Origin of the sequence: Pseudoalteromonas ardens (assembly GCF_030125445.1) — a bacterium.
Taxonomy (GTDB): domain Bacteria; phylum Pseudomonadota; class Gammaproteobacteria; order Enterobacterales; family Alteromonadaceae; genus Pseudoalteromonas; species Pseudoalteromonas ardens.
This window is the reverse complement of record NZ_JASJUV010000006.1, coordinates 252910-271206: the sequence shown is the minus strand read 5'-3', so window position 1 is coordinate 271206 and position 18297 is coordinate 252910. Positions and strand designations below refer to the sequence as shown.

Annotated in this window: 16 protein-coding genes; 12 read left to right on the top strand and 4 right to left on the bottom strand. The window is 48.6% G+C overall.

Annotated features, from left to right (window positions below; translation table 11 throughout):
* Positions 1 to 82: 82 nt before the first annotated feature.
* The 4 genes from pseI to QNM19_RS18445 are packed head-to-tail and all read left to right on the top strand — an operon-like array spanning position 83 to position 4476.
* Positions 83 to 1123 carry a pseudaminic acid synthase gene (pseI, locus tag QNM19_RS18460; RefSeq protein ID WP_049864841.1) on the top strand — a complete coding sequence of 347 codons (1041 nt, stop codon included), beginning with the start codon at positions 83 to 85 and terminating at the stop codon, positions 1121 to 1123.
* Positions 1120 to 1371, top strand: a complete 252-nt coding sequence (locus tag QNM19_RS18455) for an acyl carrier protein (RefSeq protein WP_049864840.1) — start codon at positions 1120 to 1122, stop codon at positions 1369 to 1371. The genes pseI and QNM19_RS18455 overlap by 4 nt, the downstream gene beginning before the upstream one ends.
* Positions 1368 to 2966 carry a hypothetical protein gene (locus QNM19_RS18450; RefSeq protein WP_049864839.1) on the top strand — a complete coding sequence of 533 codons (1599 nt, stop codon included), beginning with the start codon at positions 1368 to 1370 and terminating at the stop codon, positions 2964 to 2966. The genes QNM19_RS18455 and QNM19_RS18450 overlap by 4 nt, the downstream gene beginning before the upstream one ends.
* Positions 2959 to 4476, top strand: coding sequence for a class I adenylate-forming enzyme family protein (locus QNM19_RS18445; RefSeq protein WP_284027060.1), 1518 nt, complete (start codon positions 2959 to 2961; stop codon positions 4474 to 4476). The genes QNM19_RS18450 and QNM19_RS18445 overlap by 8 nt, the downstream gene beginning before the upstream one ends.
* A 14-nt stretch (positions 4477 to 4490) precedes the next feature.
* Here QNM19_RS18445 and QNM19_RS18440 read toward each other — a convergent pair whose 3' ends face one another.
* The 3 genes from QNM19_RS18440 to pseB are packed head-to-tail and all read right to left on the bottom strand — an operon-like array spanning position 4491 to position 7837.
* On the bottom strand, positions 4491 to 5621 hold the full coding sequence (locus tag QNM19_RS18440; RefSeq protein ID WP_049864838.1) for a Gfo/Idh/MocA family protein: 1131 nt from the start codon (positions 5619 to 5621) through the stop codon (positions 4491 to 4493).
* Positions 5622 to 5627: 6 nt separating this feature from the next.
* A complete protein-coding gene (gene pseC / locus QNM19_RS18435) occupies positions 5628 to 6818 on the bottom strand; it encodes a UDP-4-amino-4,6-dideoxy-N-acetyl-beta-L-altrosamine transaminase (RefSeq protein ID WP_049864837.1) in 1191 nt (396 codons plus the stop codon).
* 17 nt (positions 6819 to 6835) lie between these two features.
* Positions 6836 to 7837, bottom strand: a complete 1002-nt coding sequence (gene pseB / locus QNM19_RS18430) for a UDP-N-acetylglucosamine 4,6-dehydratase (inverting) (RefSeq protein ID WP_049864836.1) — start codon at positions 7835 to 7837, stop codon at positions 6836 to 6838.
* Positions 7838 to 8062: 225 nt separating this feature from the next.
* On the opposite strand from pseB, the gene QNM19_RS18425 reads away from it, so the two are divergent.
* Entirely contained in the window at positions 8063 to 8848 is a 786-nt protein-coding gene (locus tag QNM19_RS18425) for a flagellin N-terminal helical domain-containing protein (RefSeq protein WP_049864835.1), read from the top strand.
* 364 nt (positions 8849 to 9212) lie between these two features.
* On the top strand, positions 9213 to 10655 hold the full coding sequence (locus tag QNM19_RS18420) for a sigma-54 dependent transcriptional regulator (RefSeq protein ID WP_049864834.1): 1443 nt from the start codon (positions 9213 to 9215) through the stop codon (positions 10653 to 10655).
* A 139-nt stretch (positions 10656 to 10794) separates the two neighbouring features.
* On the opposite strand, the gene QNM19_RS18415 is transcribed toward QNM19_RS18420, so the two are convergent.
* The gene (locus QNM19_RS18415; RefSeq protein WP_284027059.1) at positions 10795 to 11406 is read right to left on the bottom strand and encodes a DNA-3-methyladenine glycosylase I; all 612 of its coding nucleotides are present in this window, start codon (positions 11404 to 11406) and stop codon (positions 10795 to 10797) included.
* Positions 11407 to 11587: 181 nt separating this feature from the next.
* Here QNM19_RS18415 and QNM19_RS18410 point away from each other — a divergent pair, with 181 nt between their 5' ends.
* From QNM19_RS18410 to fliH, 6 genes are all read left to right on the top strand, one after another.
* A complete protein-coding gene (locus QNM19_RS18410; RefSeq protein WP_049864833.1) occupies positions 11588 to 12700 on the top strand; it encodes a sensor histidine kinase in 1113 nt (370 codons plus the stop codon).
* On the top strand, positions 12697 to 14106 hold the full coding sequence (locus QNM19_RS18405; protein ID WP_010385671.1) for a sigma-54-dependent transcriptional regulator: 1410 nt from the start codon (positions 12697 to 12699) through the stop codon (positions 14104 to 14106). The genes QNM19_RS18410 and QNM19_RS18405 overlap by 4 nt, the downstream gene beginning before the upstream one ends.
* Before the next feature lie 185 nt (positions 14107 to 14291).
* Entirely contained in the window at positions 14292 to 14633 is a 342-nt protein-coding gene (fliE, locus tag QNM19_RS18400) for a flagellar hook-basal body complex protein FliE (RefSeq protein ID WP_010385672.1), read from the top strand.
* A gap of 20 nt (positions 14634 to 14653) precedes the next feature.
* Complete coding sequence (gene fliF, locus QNM19_RS18395; RefSeq protein ID WP_156202517.1) at positions 14654 to 16375, top strand: flagellar basal-body MS-ring/collar protein FliF; 1722 nt, start codon at positions 14654 to 14656, stop codon at positions 16373 to 16375.
* A complete protein-coding gene (fliG, locus tag QNM19_RS18390; protein WP_010385674.1) occupies positions 16368 to 17408 on the top strand; it encodes a flagellar motor switch protein FliG in 1041 nt (346 codons plus the stop codon). The genes fliF and fliG overlap by 8 nt, the downstream gene beginning before the upstream one ends.
* 3 nt (positions 17409 to 17411) lie before the next feature.
* Complete coding sequence (gene fliH / locus QNM19_RS18385) at positions 17412 to 18227, top strand: flagellar assembly protein FliH (RefSeq protein ID WP_049864846.1); 816 nt, start codon at positions 17412 to 17414, stop codon at positions 18225 to 18227.
* Positions 18228 to 18297 lie beyond the last annotated feature (70 nt).

The following is an 18297-nucleotide window of genomic DNA, read 5'->3' as shown; positions in this document are numbered from 1 at the left end:
CAATGTTTACTCATTTTTTCAAAAAGGGCGCACTTTTTGCTTAATTTGATAGAGATGCCAGCGTAAAACAAGAAGGCGCACAGTGAATTTTCAGAAACAGATTACCATAGCAGGCAAGCAAGTCGGTCATGATCAGCCCTGCTACATCATTGCGGAAATGTCTGCAAATCATGGCCAGTCATTAAGTAAGGCCAAAGAGCTGGTGCATGCGGCAAAAGAAGCCGGGGCCGATGCGATAAAGCTGCAAACCTATACGGCAGACACCCTGACCATGGACTGTAAACTGCCGCATTTTGAGGCCACGGGCCCATGGCAGGGGCAATACTTGTACGACTTGTATAAAGGGGCCTATATGCCCTGGGACTTTCATGCCGAGTTATTTGAGTTGGCTGAAAAAATAGGTATTACCTGCTTCTCTTCCCCCTTTGACAAAACGGCAGTTGATTTACTCGCTCAGTTGAATGCGCCGGCCTACAAAATTGCCTCGCCGGAGTTGATTGATCATCAACTTATCCGCGATGTCGCAGCAACCAACAAACCAGTGATTATGTCGACGGGGGGAGCGACTTTGGTTGAGATTGCTGAAGCCGTAAAGGTGGCTGAGGAAGCGGGTATTAAAGAGCTATGCTTGATGAAGTGCACCAGTACTTACCCGGCGCCTGCTGACAGTATTAATCTGCGTACCATTCCGCATATGCGAGAGGCCTTTGGCTGTCCTGTCGGCTTGTCTGATCATACTTTAGGTAATGATGTGCCTTTGGCATCCGTGGCTGTGGGCGCTTGCATGATTGAAAAGCACTTTGTGATGAGCAAAGAGGACGATACCGCCGACAGCTTTTTCTCAATGACACCTGATGAATTAGCCGCTCTGGTGCATGGCGTGCGGCAAATAGAAATGGCAATGGGGCAGGTTCATTACCCGAGTGAAGCGTCCAAAGCACGCCGCTGCGTTTACATCGTTAAGGACATTCAAGCAGGTGAACGGATCACGGCAGAGCATGTGGCACAGATGCGCCCAGGTGGCGGCGAGATCATGCCCAAATCGCTACCAGATGTGATTGGCCGCACGGTAAATAAGGCGATGATACGTGGGATGCAGTTAAGCTGGGGAGATATGCTATGAGCACACAGCGTGAAGCCGTACTGGTTTTGTTAAAAGAATTTTTCGAAGCGCGCGCTGTGGTTGTAAGCGAAGCGGACTTTGAATCCTTCGACTTTATTGCAGCCGGTGTGCTGGACTCTTTCGAAGTATTGTCGATGATCATGCACATTGAAGCGCATTTGGGTTTGTCTGTCCCGCCAGAGTTACTGCTTGAACCACGAAATGCACAAGTGGGTTGTTTTGTTGATGCCATAGTGGCGCTGGCATGATAGCCATTCGTGTGGATACGCGCTGTGGCTTAGGTCACTTTATGCGCATGAAGTGGTTGGCCAAAGCACTGATTGAGCAACAACAGCAAGTGATAATGCTGGTGGATGAGCATACGGTGCCGGTGCGTTTTTATCATGACGTGGATATTGAACTGATCGAAGTCCCGCAACAACCTGATGCTGTTAGTGACGCGCAGTTTGCGCTGGATATGCTGGCGCAGCGAGGCGATAAGGTGAGTGGCTGGGTAGTTGATGGATACGGCTTTGATGTGCAATGGGAAACACATATTCGGCAAAGTGGTGTACCACTATTGGCTATGGATGACTTAGCCCGGGAGCATGTTGCTGATTTGGTGGTTGATGCCAAATGGCAGGGGTCACAAACCACCTTGCGCTATGATGGTAAACTGGCTGGACACAGCCAGACTTTATTGGGGCCGGATTACTGTATTTTGGCACCTGAATACCATAACCCAGAGGCACAAGTGCGTGATGGTGGGCTACTCTTTTCACTGGGTGGGGGTGGCGACTGGCGTGTGCCGGCAAAGTGGATTGCGCGTTTGCTCGACGCACCTCCAGAAGGGCTGGAGACCACAGAAATTCAGGTTGTGATTGGACCTAAAGCGACAAGTACTGAGCAACTGCATATTCTGGCAGCACAACACCCGCGGCTGACTTTAATTGAACAGGCAACTAGTCTCGCACCTTATTATCAGCGCTGTGGCCTGTTTGTGGGGGCGCTCGGGACATCTTTGTATGAACTGGCCGCAACACAAACGCCTGCATTGAGCTTTAGCCTGGCAGTCAATCAGGATAGTGCATTAGCGGACCTTGAGGCGCTGGGGCATTACCTTCATATTCCAGACTTGCTGGCACAAGACACACATAAGGTTATCGAGCTAATTGCAACTTTGTATCATGAGCGTAAACGGGTGCACCAACTTTGTACAAAAGCGGTTATCAGGGTGGATGGACTGGGCGCGCAGCGTATAGCCTCTGCGCTGTTAAATGGAACCGGAGCAGGGTTGACAGAACTTAGAGACGTCATTGAACAGCCACAAATCAGCTGGACACTGGCAAATAATTTGCGATTGACTGCGGTGACAGATGCCCACATCAATCGCTATCTCAGCGCCCGTAACCGCAGTGATAACGCCTGGCGCATGACCATTACCGATCGAATTAATGAAGTGGATCACTATCGCTGGTGGTTCCGCCAAACACGTGACTCATTTGTGCTGTTACAAGACGAAGAACCATTACTTTATGTCTGGCACCAATGTACCACAATAGATGGACAGGCTTATCTGTTTGGTGGCTGGTTTGCAGCCAGTGATGCGGTAAACTTTGTGCATGCTCAGCTTATCTTGCAGTGGCAGCTAACTCATACAGCTGAGGTTTACCCTGACGCTATCTGGGTTGCTGTGATCAACAAGCAAAATCGGTTTGTTAACTTGCTGAATGAGCGCGCCGGCTTTGTAGCACTGGCTGATAATGAGCCCGGTCATGACGCCGCGCGGCGGCTTTTTCCCAATGCCAGTCCTACAGACTTTAACTTTGTTGGCAAATATCCACCGAGGACAAACTGTGAGTAATATCTATCAAATTTTTGCACAGCACGTGCAGTCTCAGCCAGATAAAACCGCATTGGTGTTTGAGCAACAAACCTTGAGTTATCAGGCCCTGAATGTCGAAGTATTAAAGCTTTGTGCGCATTTTAGCCGGTTAGGGTTGCAACCAGGTCAACGGGTGGCGTTGTTTGCCCCGAATGGCCTCGAATATCCGGTTGTGATGCTGGCGGCAGCCCGTCTGGGTCTGGCTATTGTGCCTTTGCCTATCAGTCTGAAAGGGGATGCACTGTCGGTGGCGCTAAAAAAAACGCCTGTTGCGGCAGTGATTGCCTGGCCTTCTATTGGTCGAACCTTACTGGCAGACGCCGTCATTGAGCCCACAAATCTGATTAGCTTGTCACAGCCGGTTGCGGATGAGCCCTGTTGGCAGGATATTATGTCAGAAGAGCTAACCGTGCAGTCGATGAATGCGCCAGAGCAAAAGGTGGATGTTAACAGCCCCTATATACTAACTATGACATCCGGATCCACGGGTCAGCCCAAACCCATAGTGCTTAGCCAGCAGTGTAAAATCAGCCGCGCTTTTGACGCCACGATAAATTACTACGGGTTATCCCCGGATGAAGTGGTGTTGGTCGCTACACCACTGTATCATTCTCTTGCCCAGCGTGGGGTACTGATGCCCCTGATGTTAGGCGCGACCAGTGTGATCCTGCCAAAATTTACCTTATCAAAATGGCTCGCGGCTATAGAGACGCATCGCGTGAGTTTTTTGTTTGCTGTATCAGCTCAATTAGAGAGTTTGCTCAGCAGTAATGAAGAAGCTGATTTGAGCTCATTGCGTTGTGTGGTGTCGTCTTCTGCGGTGCTGTCAGCTGAGTCTAAGCAGGCTTTGTTGAGCAAATTACCCTGTCGCTTTCATGAGTGCTATGGCGCTTCTGAAGTAGGGGTGGTCAGTGACTTTTGTGTTAGCGAGCGGCGTGATAAAAACGGCGCGGTCGGTGAGGCTATGCCGTTTGTGCAGGTTAAAATCCTGGATCAGCAAAGACAGACTATGAGTGCGGGGGAAATTGGCGAAATTGCCTGTCAGACGATAACCGGTTTCAGTGGTTATTTGAAAATGCCCCAGCAAACCCAGGATGCATTTGATCCACAAGGTTACTTTCTGACCGGAGATTTGGGTTATCTGGATGAAGATGGCTTTTTGTATTATGTCGGGCGAAAAAAAGAGGTGATCTCCAGTGGGGGGATCAATATTTTTCCTCAAGACATTGAGGCGGTTTTCAGAAAGCATCCGAAAGTGGTGGATTGTGTGGCCTTTGGTTGTGCAGACAGGCAGTTGGGTGAATACATCAAAGTGGTCTATGAGCAACAGGATGACACGGATATCAGCCGTGAGTTAAGGCTTCTGTGTTTGTCTGAGCTGACGGACTATCAGCAACCGCGCTCGCTCGAACGCATTAGTGCGCTGCCAAGAACGCCAATGGGCAAGGTCCTCAGAAATGACGTGAAAACACGTTTTTCAGATGTGTGATTTGGGTGTCAGGCTTATACCTGACACCAACTGTGTTGCTCATTAGAGGTCACTGCAGCTTCAAAGAGTGCCAGCCCCGCCTGAGCCTGCGCAAATCCAAACACATACTCATTTGTTGGGGCTGTGTCTGTCTGATAAGCACAGAGCGCCTGATGAATATCGGTGTACAGATTCGCAAATGCTTCAACAAATCCGGTCGGGTGACCGGGCTTCATTCGATTGTAACGGAACTGGTTGGCATATTGACACTGACCTGCGCGGTCCAGTATCTCGCGCCTGCCATCACTGTATTGCAATTGTAATTCATCCGGGTTGAGCTGCACCCAGGTGGCACTGCCTGCTGTACCATACACTCGGATCTGCAGGCCGTTACGGTGGCCGATAGCGGTTTTCGACATCCACATACTGCCGTGGATCCCATCGGGGTATTTAAGGAGCATTTGTACATCGTCAATCAACCCCGGATAATCTGAGTGATTGGCAAACTGAGCGCAGGTTTCTGTCGGTTCCCGTTCCAGCAAGTAGCTCGACAAGTGATGTAAATGGACGCCCAAATCAAGGCAGATAGTGGGGACCTGATAGTCCTGAAGTCGCCACGCCTGCGGCTTGGCAGGTTTACCCGCGATATCAGGTGGACGCTTGAAGCCTTCCTGGGGCATCTCCAGATGGATTTTTTGGATCTGACCTAATCTCCCTTTATTAATCAGGTGTTTGAGCTCCCGAACCATAGCGTAACCGCTGTAGTTATAGGTCACAGCCAGGAAGTGTTTGGCAGGATCATACACGGTCGCTAAAGCCTGGGTTTCAGCGGTACCGCAGACCAGTGATTTTTCGCAAATGATCGGAACATTCTCGTTCAGTAACGCCGTCAGTACTTCCAGATGATGAGGCGTGGGTGTGAGCACGACGACAGCGTCTACAAGATCTTTTTCTTGTTTGATAAGCGTCCGCCAGTCGCTGTAGGTCCGCTCAGGAGCGATATCCCACTGCTGTGCGGTCGCTGCGTTGGCATTTTGATCGCGACTGAAGGCACCTGCAACCACTTTGAAGCGATTGTCCAGTTGTGCAGCGGTAAAGTGGACGTAGCCAACGGCCGAGTTCATCCCTCCGCCGATAAAGGCAAGGTTTAAAGGCTTAGTTGTCATGGGCTGCTACTCCTTGTGTGCTGTGTGAGTATGTTGCCAGTCGCTGAGTAGCTGACAAAGGGTTTCAACGACCTGTTGTTGCTGTGGTGCGGTTAAAGACGGAAACAAAGGCAAGGTGATGGCACTATGGTAATACGCCTCACTGGCCGGGCAATATCCGGGCTTAAACCCCTGTTTCTGATAGTAAGGTTGTAAATAGATAGGGATATAATGCACATGCGCAAAGACCCCTTGGGCTCTCAATTGAGTGACCAGATACTCATGTAGTTGCCGGGTACTATGAGCAATTCTGACGACATACAGGTGATAGGCACTGTACTGATCATCAGACTGGGCCAAAGGGGTTACGCCTTCAACCTCTGCAAACAGGGTGTCGTAGCGTTGCGCCAGCTGGTTACGGGTGGCAACAAATTGATCAAGCTGCGTTAGCTGGCTCAAACCCAGCGCTGCATGCAGATCGGTCATACGATAGTTGAATCCCAATGCGTGCTGTTGATAGTACCAGGGACCATGACTGGGCTCAGTCAACAAAGTGGGATCCGCCGTAATGCCATGACTACGCAACGAGCGCATGCGCTGCGCAAGCGCCTCATTTTGCGTGACGGCCATACCGCCTTCCGCCGACGTAATAATTTTAACCGGGTGGAAGCTGAACACACAAATGTCCGAATAGTCGCAGTGACCAACGGGGGTATTCTGATAGCGTCCTCCGATGGCGTGGGACGCATCTTCGATGACTTTAAAGTCATACTGTCTGGCCAATTTCGCGATGGCTTGCATATCACAACACTGACCTGCAAAGTGTACGGGGATCACAACATCTGGCAACCGTCCTGCTTCGTATGCGTGTTGTAACTTTTCAGCTAAGGCTCCGACACACAGGTTGCCTGACGCCTCATCGATATCCACGAAGTCGACGGAGGCACCACAATACAGCGCACAGTTTGCCGAGGCAACAAATGAATTTGGTACCGTCCAGACCAGACTGTTCTGTGTGACATCGAGTGCCATACAGGCAACATGTAAAGCTGACGTAGCGCTATTTACTGCGACGGCATGAGATGCCTGGCAGTATCTGGCAACGGCTTGTTCAAACTGAGGTACAACCGGTCCTTGGGTCAGAAAATCAGACTGTAACACCGCGACTACCGCGTCAATGTCCTGCTGCGCGATGCTCTGTTTGCCATAAGGGATCATGTTATCCTCCTGGCGTATCAAACCAATGCCTGAGCATTGAAGGCTCTAATTTCTTCTACAGAGAGGTATTGCGGGTTACTGAGCGAATTGTATTCAAAGCCAGGTGCCACAGCATGGCCTTGCTCATTCAGTGCATTGGTATCGAAGTCATTACTGCGACTGCTAAACTTGATACCGGGCGCAATCACAAAGTGGTCACTGAATTCATAAGTGTCAAAGCACAAGTCTTCTGGGCACATCACTTCGTGTAATTTTTCTCCCGGGCGGATCCCAATGATTTTATGTGGGAGTTGTGGCGCCATTGCAGTAGCAAGGTCAACGATACGAATGGAAGGGATTTTAGGGACGAAAATCTCGCCTCCCATCATACGTTCGAAATTTTTCAGTACAAAGTCAACACCTTGCTGAAGGCTAATCCAAAACCGGGTCATGTCGGCATGGGTGATAGGGATATGGTCGCATCCTTCATCAATAAAACGCTGAAATACCGGAACGACTGATCCACGAGAACATACTACATTGCCGTACCTGACTACAGAAAATAAGGTTTTGTGGCCACCTGCAATGTTATTTGCAGCAACAAATAATTTGTCAGAAGCCAGTTTGGTTGCACCGTAGAGGTTAATCGGGTTGGCGGCTTTGTCTGTTGACAGGGCAATGACTTTTTCGACATTGTTGTCCAGCGCTGCTTCAATGACGTTTTCAGCCCCATTGATGTTGGTTTTAATACACTCCATGGGATTGTATTCAGCAGCTGGTACTTGCTTGAGTGCCGCAGCATGGATCACATAATCTACACCTTGCATCGCGCGATAAAGGCGGCTTTTGTCTCGCACATCACCAATAAAGTAGCGCATACAGGGATCATTGAATATTTGCTGCATCTCAAACTGCTTTAGTTCATCACGAGAAAAAACAATAATTTTCTTTGGCTTGTAACGGGTTAAAAGCGTTTTGACATACTTTTTACCGAATGAGCCTGTGCCGCCTGTGATGAGAATAGTCTTATTGTCAAACATAAAAGTCCACCTAAAGGTGCATTGAATTCTTTACAGTATAGAAAAAGGTATGACTGTAACAAAATTCGCTTAAAAAGATAAAAAAGCGATTACTCAATACTTTATATCAGATATTGATAATTTGCAGTAAATATACCGAGACTGCTATTCAATTTCTGACAATAGATGACTTTTTGAACACAAAGGAGTAGACTTAGTGCTAATAACACCTGATGGGGAGGCGTTATGCAGATAAATTCTCAAAGTACTAATTTTTTTAACCGGGTTGATCAAACCAATAACAAGCTTAATCAACAGCTTGCAAGTGGTAAAAAGGTCAACTCAGCAGCCGATGATGCAGCGGCCTTGCAGATAATTAACCGTCTGACATCTCAGCAGGAAGGCTACAATCAGTCTATCCGCAATGCCTATGATGGTATTTCTTATTCGCAAACGACCGACTCTGCATTGTCTGGCGTCAATGATGCAGTATCGCGGATCCGCGAATTGTCACTACAGGCTGGCAGCGGTGCGCTGACAGACAGCGACAGGCAAGCTTTGCAAGACGAAGTGTCGCAGCTTCAGTCTCAGATAACAGACACCTTCGCTAATACAACCTTTGGTGGACAGGCACTGTTTGATGGTAACCAGACCAGCTTCCAGGTGGGGCCTGATGCGAATACAACGCAAGGTTTTACGGCGTCTGATGGCAGTTTCGCTAACCCGATCCTGAGTGTAGACATTTCGACTCAGGCTGGTGCACAAACAGCGATTGATGCAGCAGATCAGGTGTCGGAAGATCTCAATACGCAGAGAACTCAATTGGGTGCGTTTGAAAACACACTCAATAGCACGATACGTGGCCTGGGAACACAAAGAGACAATATCGCGGAAAGTCAGAGTCGTATTCAAGATACAGACTACGCAAGTGCGGTTGCCGAGCAAACGGCCAATGATATCTTATCTCAGGCGTCTATCGCATTGCGCGGACAGGCAAATCAGTCTGCTTCATCAGTACTGGGGCTGCTGTAAAAAATTGGTAAGTACAATACGTTAAAAGAGCCAGCAATTTAATGCTGGCTTTTTTATTACCTCCGTTGCGATTGATTCGCTGTCAGCGCTTCTTTGCCTATATTGTTGTATTCAAAAGAGTACCAGGATCCAGACCACAATGTTGCGACGCCACAGGTTATTCTGAAGCGTTAATTTCGTTCCTCATAAAAGTACAGCCCTCTGATTTTTCTAAATTTTAATCCTTAAGTATTGATTTGGCGCATAGGCAGCGGCGTTTTTTTGGCGTTGATGTCAAAAACTTGCCACTTAGGTATTGCATCCCCATGTCACTGACTTACAATCATTACTATTGATATATACGAAGAAGTTGGATCTTGCGGGCATGATTACGATCCTGGATAACAATAATAACAGAGCAGCCGGGCTGGCAGCGGCATTGAGTTTCGTTGGACAGCCGGCACAGGTGATTGCGGAGTCGGAATTTTCCCCCGATCTGTTGAATAACCTACAAGAGCCAGTGGTTATCCTGGGGGCTCTGTCACAACTAAATCATGAGGCGTTGATCAAGTCTTTGCCCGCAGTGCCGTTTTTGCTGATTGGAGAAACCCTAAGGCCGCTACTATCGTTGGCAAACGTGATTGGTCTTATCACGGAGCCATTTAGCCAGGAAGTGACCATGCAGTTATTGCATGATTGCCAGCAATACCAGCGCATGTTGCCGGGGAAATCAACCCAGCTGAATGATGCTAAGTCGTTTGACGGCCTGGTGGGAGATACAAAAGCCGTCAAAGAAGTGCGCTTTTTGATTTCTCAGGTTGCAAAAACAGACGCCAATGTCCTGATCCTGGGCGAATCCGGAACCGGTAAAGAGGTAGTTGCGCGGAATGTACACTTGCTATCTAACCGCAATGCCGGTCCTTTTGTGCCTGTTAACTGTGGCGCCATTCCCGGTGAGCTACTAGAGAGTGAGTTGTTCGGACACGAAAAAGGTGCGTTCACTGGCGCGATTTCTGCGCGTAAAGGGCGTTTTGAGTTAGCGCAAGGTGGCACATTATTCCTTGATGAAATCGGCGATATGCCTTTGCAAATGCAAGTTAAGTTGTTACGTGTCTTGCAGGAGCGCAGTTATGAGCGTGTTGGTGGTACCAAGCCTATCCAGGCGGATGTACGGGTTATTGCAGCAACGCACCGTAACCTGGAAACCATGATCGAAGAGGGCAAATTCCGCGAAGATTTGTTTTACCGTTTAAATGTGTTTCCCATTGAGAACCCCTCTTTGCGTGAACGTGCTGACGATATTCCTTTGCTATTAAAAGAGTTGTTACGTCGTGTTGCAGAGCAGGGCGGCAGTACGGTGAAGTTCACCGATCGCGCGATTGACAGCCTTAAAGCACATAGCTGGCCCGGGAATATTCGTGAGCTGGCGAATTTGGTGGAGCGCATGGCCATCATGTTCCCCGAAAAAGTGGTCGATGTGACCGACTTACCTGGTAAGTATCGTTATATCGAAGTGGAAGCCTATGAGCCGGAATATCCGGAAGAGTTGCTTGAAAAAGACGTCTTTAACGAGCTATTCAGTGATGGCTTCAGTGATTTTGAGGATGAAGAAGACACACTCGATCAGGGTAATGCTGAGTCTGGTCTGGGATTGCTGCCTGATGAGGGGATTGAGCTCAAAGAGTATCTGGCTGAGATGGAGATTAGTCTCATTACTCAGGCTCTGGAACGGTATGACTATGTGGTTGCCAGAGCGGCTGAGATCCTCGGCGTGCGCCGCACGACCCTGGTCGAAAAAATGAAGAAGTACAATCTGAATCGCGATTAGAGTTACTCAATACGTAATTACGGCACCCAGGCGGTGCCGTTTTTTATGGTTGCACAAATGCAACGTGCTACACACTTATGTATTCGTGGGCAAAACGCAAAGTACCTGACTTGCTGTTTTAACGATAAGACGCCAGGCATCACTGCTTGCTAAGTTGCGCTTTAATATCCAGCGTCTTATTTGCTTCTAATATGGGTAACTTGCAAAAACAGTCATCATGATGATCGTTGACCATGCCACAGGCCTGCATATGCGCATAGACTGTGGTGGGCCCAAGAAATTTAAAACCACGCTTTTTTAAATCTTTAGCAAACTGTTCGCTTATCTCTGTGGTTGCCTGATAGTCTTCGGGACTGTGAATGGTGTTTACGATTGGCGTAAAGTTGACAAATTGCCACTGATAGTAAGCAAAGCTGCCAAACTCCTGCTGAAGTTCGATAAATCGTTTTGCGTTATTAATGGTGGCCTGGATCTTCAATTTATTGCGGATGATCCCGGGGTTGTCCATCAGCCTGATCACATCGTCTTCTGTCATTGCAGCAACTTTGTGTGGCTCAAACTGATGAAACGCCGCGCGATAGTTATCACGTTTTTTTAATATGGTATACCAGCTGAGCCCGGCCTGAGCAGATTCCAGGGTAATAAACTCAAACAGCTTATTATCATTCAGCACGGGCTTTCCCCATTCTTCGTCGTGATACGCAACGTAATCAGGTTTGCTTAAATCGACCCAGTGACAACGTGTGGTCATGATATTGTCCTTAATGTGACAGTGATTAGACTTAGTGTAGCGCATTATTTATTGCTGTACAAATAAACAGTGTCAAACTTTTGAATGCGTCTTTATGTTTTTAACCTATTGAATATTATAGCTTTTAAAGTTGGCATGGCAGTTGCATTTTATGAGTATCTAGATTTATGAGAGCAACGTCATGGCATTAGCAAAAGTGATTAATCCACAATTTGTGCCAACCACTCAATACAACCCTTGCTTATTACAAGAAGCGTATATGGGGGAGCTGAGCGATTTGCGGCAACAGGCCAGTTGGCTGAGTCATCTGGTCGATACCATGCCTGCGGGTGTGGTGGTATTAGATGGGCAGGGTATGATAGCCAAGGCCAATCAGATAGCCATTGATATGCTGGGTGAGCCACTGGAAGGTGAAAAGTGGTTTACTATTATCCAGCGTTCCTTTTGTCCGCAGCAGGATGATGGCCATGAAGTGTCTCTCAAAGACGGACGTCTGATCAAACTCGATATTACCGCCCTGACGCCGGAGCCTGGCCAACTGATCCTGATGACGGATCTGACGGAAACGCGCCGTCTTCAGGCACGTGTTGCACACATGCAGCGTCTCAGTGCATTGGGAAAAATGGTGGCGTCTTTGGCTCATCAGGTACGTACACCTTTGTCTGCAGCGATGCTGTATGGTGCAAATCTGGGTAGCAGCAAGCTACCTGCACAATCACGAGATAAATTTCACACTAAACTGATGTCGCGTCTTAAAGATCTTGAAAATCAAGTTAACGATATGCTGTTGTTCGCAAAAAGTGGCGAACAACAGGTCATTGAACGTGTGTCGATGCAACAGCTATTGAGCGAAGTCAAAGCCGGCGCAGATGCAATGGTGTCATTGCACAAAGCCGAGTTGACCGTGACTTTACCTGAGCCGGATATTGAAATTCTGGGCAATAAAACGGCACTGGCGAGCGCCATTCAGAATCTGATCCACAACAGCGTGCAACACATTGGTGCCGGGGCCCAAATAGAGATTTGCGCCCAGCGCGATGCCGGAACAGACACTGTACGCATCAGTGTGTCTGACAATGGTCCAGGTGTTGACCTGAGCCAGGCAAGCAAACTATTTGAACCTTTCTACACGACTAAGTCACAAGGCACAGGCCTGGGGTTAGCCGTTGTGAATTCTGTCGCCCATTCCCATAAAGGTCGGGTTGACGTTAGCAATAATGAAAGCGGAGGCGCATGTTTTTGTATGTTATTGCCTATTTCCAGCGAACATTCATCATTACAGGAGGCCGTATGAGCAACAAAATTTTAGTTGTCGAAGACGATGCCGGATTGCGCGAAGCACTTATCGACACGCTTGAAATGTCGGGGTTTGAGTGCGTCGAGGCGGATAGCGCTGAACAGGCAGTGATATTGTTAAAACAACAAGTGTTTTCACTGTTGGTCAGTGACGTACAAATGGGCGCCATGAGTGGCTTAGACTTGCTCAGGACAGTGAAACTTAATTACCCAGATTTACCTGTGCTGATGATGACGGCCTACGCCACCATAGACGATGCGGTTGAAGCGATGCGCCTTGGGGCGATTGATTATATGGCAAAACCTTTTGCACCTGAAGTATTGCTGAATATGGTTAGCCGCTACATGCCGGAAAAAGCGAAAGAGACCGATGGTCCGGTGGTGGCAGACAGTAAAAGCCTGGAGCTGCTTGAGCTCGCCAAAAAAGTGGCGCGCTCAGATGCCAGTGTAATGGTGCTGGGTCCGAGTGGTTCAGGTAAAGAGGTACTTGCTCGTTATATTCACGACCGTTCAGAGCGTGCTGATCAGCCATTTGTGGCAATTAACTGTGCTGCCATTCCCGAAAATATGCTGGAAGCGACTTTGTTTGGGTATGAAAAAGGCGCTTTTACCGGTGCGATTACAGCCTGCCCAGGTAAGTTTGAGCAAGCACAGAAAGGAACAATACTACTAGACGAAATTACTGAAATGGATCTGGGCTTGCAAGCCAAGTTATTAAGGGTATTGCAGGAACGAGAAGTCGAGCGACTGGGTGGTCGTAAAACCATCGAGCTGGATGTTCGGGTCCTGGCAACCAGTAACCGCGACCTCAAAGAGGCGGTGAATGACGGAGTTTTCCGGGAAGACCTTTATTACAGACTGAATGTCTTTCCACTGACCTGGCTGCCGTTGGCTGAGCGCAGCGGAGATATTGTGCCACTAGCAGCGCATCTGTTACAGCGTCACTGTGACAAAGCCGGTAAAGTGACGCCTGTATTGTCTCAATGTGCTAAAAACAAACTCATGAGCCACGCCTGGCCTGGTAACGTCAGAGAGTTAGATAATGTCGTGCAGCGGGCGCTTATTCTGCAGCAGGGGGCGACCATTGCTGCTGACGATATTTTCATCGAAAATTTTGCGCCGGTGCTCACAACTGCTGCACAACCGCCACTGACGGAGCCTGCTGAATTTGCCTCAAATGATAGTGAGCCTGCTGATCAGATCACCGTGAACATGAGCGAGGATGCAGAGGGGCTGAGCTACAAAGAGGAGCTTCAGGATAAGGAACACCAAATTATTCTCGATACGTTGAACCGCTGCAATGGCAAACGTAAAGATGTTGCCGAGTTACTCGGGATCAGTCCCAGAACACTCAGATATAAGCTGGCAAGAATGCGCGATTTGGGTTTACCTGTGCCAGCCTAAGCATTTAACCACGACATCCGGGCAACCATTTGCCCGGATTAATGACCTTCCTGTGATCGGTTAGTATAACTGTCAAAAATTCGACCCTCTAAAGCTGCTTGTAACTCATTGTTTCTACTTTGTTTTATATTGGCATGCTTTGTGCATTATTCAAGTTATGTATAACTCACAAAGTGAGCCAGACCATGAAAATTCAATCTACCGGACTTTATCAGGAAATGCAGGCAATGGCCTCCGAGGCCGGCCGTGTCAGACCCCAGGATCCGAACAAATTGCCTGTCCAGGCAACGGCGGCAACCTCAAGTGCCCAGTTTGGCGATCTACTCAGCGATGCACTCAATACGGTTGCAGGACTACAGCGTGATGCCAAAGAGAAAGTGACTGCGGTTGAAATGGGTGACCGCAGCGTCTCTCTGGCGGAAGCAATGATAGCCAAAAATAAATCATCAGTGGCCTTTGATGCGACCATGCAAGTCAGAAATAAGCTGATAGAAGCATATAAAGACATCATGAGCATGCCGGTATAAACAGAGTTTAGTGGAGAGTAATCGTGGCTACCAATCAATCAACCGATCTGGCACTTGCTGACGGACAATCCGTTCCGGGAGCCGGTGCTGATACAGATACGCAACAAGAGCAAAAATCAGGCTACTTTAGTGCTTTGAGCGGTGTTGATATGCTCCGCCAGATTACTTTGGTGATCGCACTGGCTATCTGTCTGGCAATCGCTATCTTCATCATTATCTGGGCTCGTCAGCCAGATATGCGTCCATTAGGTCAGTACCCAACTGAAGAGCTGGTTCAGACACTGGACTTTCTGGATGCGCAGAAAATCGAATATGACCTGGATGGCAATACCATCATGGTTGCAGAGTCTGACTATCAGGACATTAAACTGAGAATGGCGCGTGACGGATTCAGCCAGGCACCAAGCAGTGGTACTGATATTCTGATGCAGGACATGGGGTTTGGCGTGAGCCAACGTCTTGAACGTGAACGTCTTAAACACAGCCGTGAGCAACAGTTAGCGCGTACTATCGAAGAGCTACAAGACATCAACCGTGCTAAAGTTCTGCTGGCGATTCCGAAAGAAAATGTTTTTGCACGACGTGAAAAGCAGCCGTCAGCGACTGTGGTGCTGACATTAAAACGTGGCCGTACACTGGACAGTGAAGAAGTTGATTCCATTGTAGATATTGTTGCTTCAGCGGTGCAGGGCCTGACGCCGGCACGTGTTACTGTGACAGATCAAAATGGTCGTCTGCTTAATTCCGGCTCACAGGACTCTCTGGCTGCGCGCTCTCGTAAAGAATATGAAATCGAGCGTAAGCGTGAGCAGGAATATCTGGAAAAAATTGACAGCATCATGATCCCAGTAGTAGGACTGGGTAAGTATACCGCTCAGGTTGATCTGACGATGGACTTCAGTGCGGTTGAAGAAACCCAAAAACGCTTCAACCCCGACTTACCCGCGGTGCGCAGTGAGACGACCTTTGAAGAAAATAATGTCGGTGGCCTGGCTGTGGGTATTCCTGGTGCACTCACCAATCAGCCACCGGTGAATTCCAATATTCCTGAAGTGGCAGGTCAGGGCAATGGTACGGGCACGACACCGTCACGTGTTCACAAAGAGGCCACACGTAACTATGAACTGGATACCACCATTTCACACAAGCGTCAGCAAACTGGCGTGATCCGTCGCATCAGTGTTTCAGTGGCGGTGGACTACATGAACAAGCCAGATGCTGAAGGCAATATGGTAATGACTGCGCGCTCACAGGAAGAGCTCAACAATATACGTCGTTTATTGCAAGGTGGCGTAGGCTTTGATATGCAGCGTGGTGATGCGCTGGAAGTGGTGACTGTACCTTTTGTACGCGAAAATATTCTTGAAGAGAGTGACTTGCCACTGTGGGAGCAGGAATGGTTTATGAAAACCATCCGTCTCGTCATGGGCGCTCTGGTTATCATTGTATTGATACTGGCGGTTGTCAGACCTATGCTGAAACGTCTGATTTACCCAGAAGATACACTGGAAGAGTATGATGAAGATGCGCTAACCTCAGGTGTAGACCTTGGCGACAGTACTTTAGATATGCTAAACAATGACTTTGATGAATCAGCAGTTGGCTTCTCTTCCGATGGTACATTACAATTGCCAGACTTACATGGCGATGAAGATTTGCTTAAAGCTGTCCGTGCACTGGTTGCCAACGAGCCAGAGCTGTCTTCTCAAGTAGTCAAAGCATGGTTAACTGAAGATGAGTGATGAAGAACAAAAACAACTGCCGCCGGCGTTTGATGTAGACAAACTGGATGGGGTCGATAAGGCCGCCATCCTGCTACTCAGCCTGACGGAAGAAGATGCCGCCCAGATCCTGAAGCATCTTGAACCAAAGCAGGTTCAGAAAGTGGGTATGGCAATGGCGGCACTCGATGACTTATCGCAGGCCAAAATCAGTGCGGTACATAATCTGTTTATCGAACAGATCCAAAGTTTCAGTACCATAGGCTTCCAGTCAGAGGACTTCATTAAGAAGGCACTGACCGCTGCACTCGGTGAGGACAAAGCCGCTAGCCTGATCGACCAGATTGTAATGGGCTCCGGCGCCAAAGGTCTGGACTCTTTGAAATGGATGGATTCTAAGCAGGTGGCGAATATCATCCGTAACGAGCACCCGCAGATACAAACCATTGTACTGTCTTATCTCGAACCTGAGCAGTCTGCCGAGATACTGTCGCAGTTCCCCGAAAAAGTGCGGCTCGATTTGACAATGCGGATTGCAAACCTTGAAGAGGTTCAACCTGCGGCACTGCAAGAGCTGAACGAAATCATGGAGAAACAGTTCGCAGGTCAGGCAGGTGCGCAAGCTGCGAAAATGGGCGGCCTGAAAGCCGCTGCAGATATCATGAACTATCTGGATACCAACATCGAAGGTCAGCTCATGGACTCTATCCGTGAGCATGACGAAGAAATGTCTCAACAAATTCAGGATCTGATGTTTGTCTTTGAGAACCTGATGGATGTAGAGGACAGAGGCATTCAGGCTATTCTGCGCGAAGTACAGCAAGATGTCCTGATGAAAGCCATTAAGGGCGCCGACGATTCGCTGAAAGAGAAGATCATGAAGAACATGTCGAAGCGTGCAGCTGAAATGATGGCTGACGACCTGGAGGCAATGCCACCCGTACGGATCAGTGAAGTGGAAGCGGCGCAGAAAGAGATCCTGGCAACAGCCAGACGCCTGGCAGACTCGGGTGAAGTCATGCTCGGTGGTGGTGGTGGTGAGGAGTTCTTGTAAGCCATGGCTGAGAAGAAGTTATATCGTGGTAAACCGGTGAGCTCAGAAGCATTGGATGAGCTACTTGAGAATTGGCCAATCCCAAATGTGGATGAGGATCTGAGTAAGTACTCCGGGCGTTCGACCGCCATGGGTACACCACTTGAAGAGCTCTATCAACAAAAAGTCAGCAAGCCAGAGCCAGAGCCTGAAGCAGAAGAAGTCCCCATGCTCACACTCGAAGAGTTGGAGCAGATCAGGCAGGATGCCTATGAAGAAGGCCTGAAACAGGGTCATGAGCAGGGCTATATTGAGGGATTTGATAAAGGTGTCAGTGAGGGTAAAGAAGCGGGCTATAAAGAAGGGGTAACGCTTGGTAAAGAGCAGGGTATAGAAGAATCAAAGCCGCTGATTGAAGAGCGATTACATTCTTTGTCCGCGTTACTTGAAGCCACTCAAAAACCCCTTCGTCAGATAGATGAAGCTGCCGAAAAACAGTTGCTGCAACTCGTCAATTTACTGGCAGAGCAAGTGATCTTTGAGCAAGTTAAAACCCGTCCTGAGCTGATTTTACAGGCCCTGAAGAAAGGCATTGATGCCTTACCGCTGCATGATACACAGATGCGGATTAACCTGCACCCGGAAGATTTAGCCCTGGTTAAAGAAGCCTATGGTGAAGAAACCATCGCTGAGCAACACTGGCAGTTAGTGCCAGAGCCTACGCTTGAACGCGGTGGCTGTCATATCAGAACACCAGAGTCGTCAATTGACCTGAGTCTTAAAAATCGCATCGCTGAAGTGCTGGGCAGCTTTCTGCAAGCCAGTGGGGCTGACAGCTGAACTTAAGCACAACGCGGCGTACTGATTTGGTCGCCGCAAAAAATGTTGGAGAGATTTTTGCATAAGTGAG

Bases quoted from the DNA above. Each gene is read 5' to 3' on its own strand.
- QNM19_RS18455 (WP_049864840.1), top strand. From the start codon at position 1,120: ATGAGCACACAGCGTGAAGCCGTACTGGTTTTGTTAAAAGAATTTTTC.
- QNM19_RS18450 (WP_049864839.1), top strand. From the start codon at position 1,368: ATGATAGCCATTCGTGTGGATACGCGCTGTGGCTTAGGTCACTTTATG.
- QNM19_RS18440 (WP_049864838.1), bottom strand. From the start codon at position 5,621: ATGACAACTAAGCCTTTAAACCTTGCCTTTATCGGCGGAGGGATGAAC.
- pseC (WP_049864837.1), bottom strand. From the start codon at position 6,818: ATGATCCCTTATGGCAAACAGAGCATCGCGCAGCAGGACATTGACGCG.
- pseB (WP_049864836.1), bottom strand. From the start codon at position 7,837: ATGTTTGACAATAAGACTATTCTCATCACAGGCGGCACAGGCTCATTC.
- QNM19_RS18425 (WP_049864835.1), top strand. From the start codon at position 8,063: ATGCAGATAAATTCTCAAAGTACTAATTTTTTTAACCGGGTTGATCAA.
- QNM19_RS18420 (WP_049864834.1), top strand. From the start codon at position 9,213: ATGATTACGATCCTGGATAACAATAATAACAGAGCAGCCGGGCTGGCA.
- QNM19_RS18415 (WP_284027059.1), bottom strand. From the start codon at position 11,406: ATGACCACACGTTGTCACTGGGTCGATTTAAGCAAACCTGATTACGTT.
- QNM19_RS18410 (WP_049864833.1), top strand. From the start codon at position 11,588: ATGGCATTAGCAAAAGTGATTAATCCACAATTTGTGCCAACCACTCAA.
- QNM19_RS18405 (WP_010385671.1), top strand. From the start codon at position 12,697: ATGAGCAACAAAATTTTAGTTGTCGAAGACGATGCCGGATTGCGCGAA.
- fliE (WP_010385672.1), top strand. From the start codon at position 14,292: ATGAAAATTCAATCTACCGGACTTTATCAGGAAATGCAGGCAATGGCC.
- fliG (WP_010385674.1), top strand. From the start codon at position 16,368: ATGAGTGATGAAGAACAAAAACAACTGCCGCCGGCGTTTGATGTAGAC.
- fliH (WP_049864846.1), top strand. From the start codon at position 17,412: ATGGCTGAGAAGAAGTTATATCGTGGTAAACCGGTGAGCTCAGAAGCA.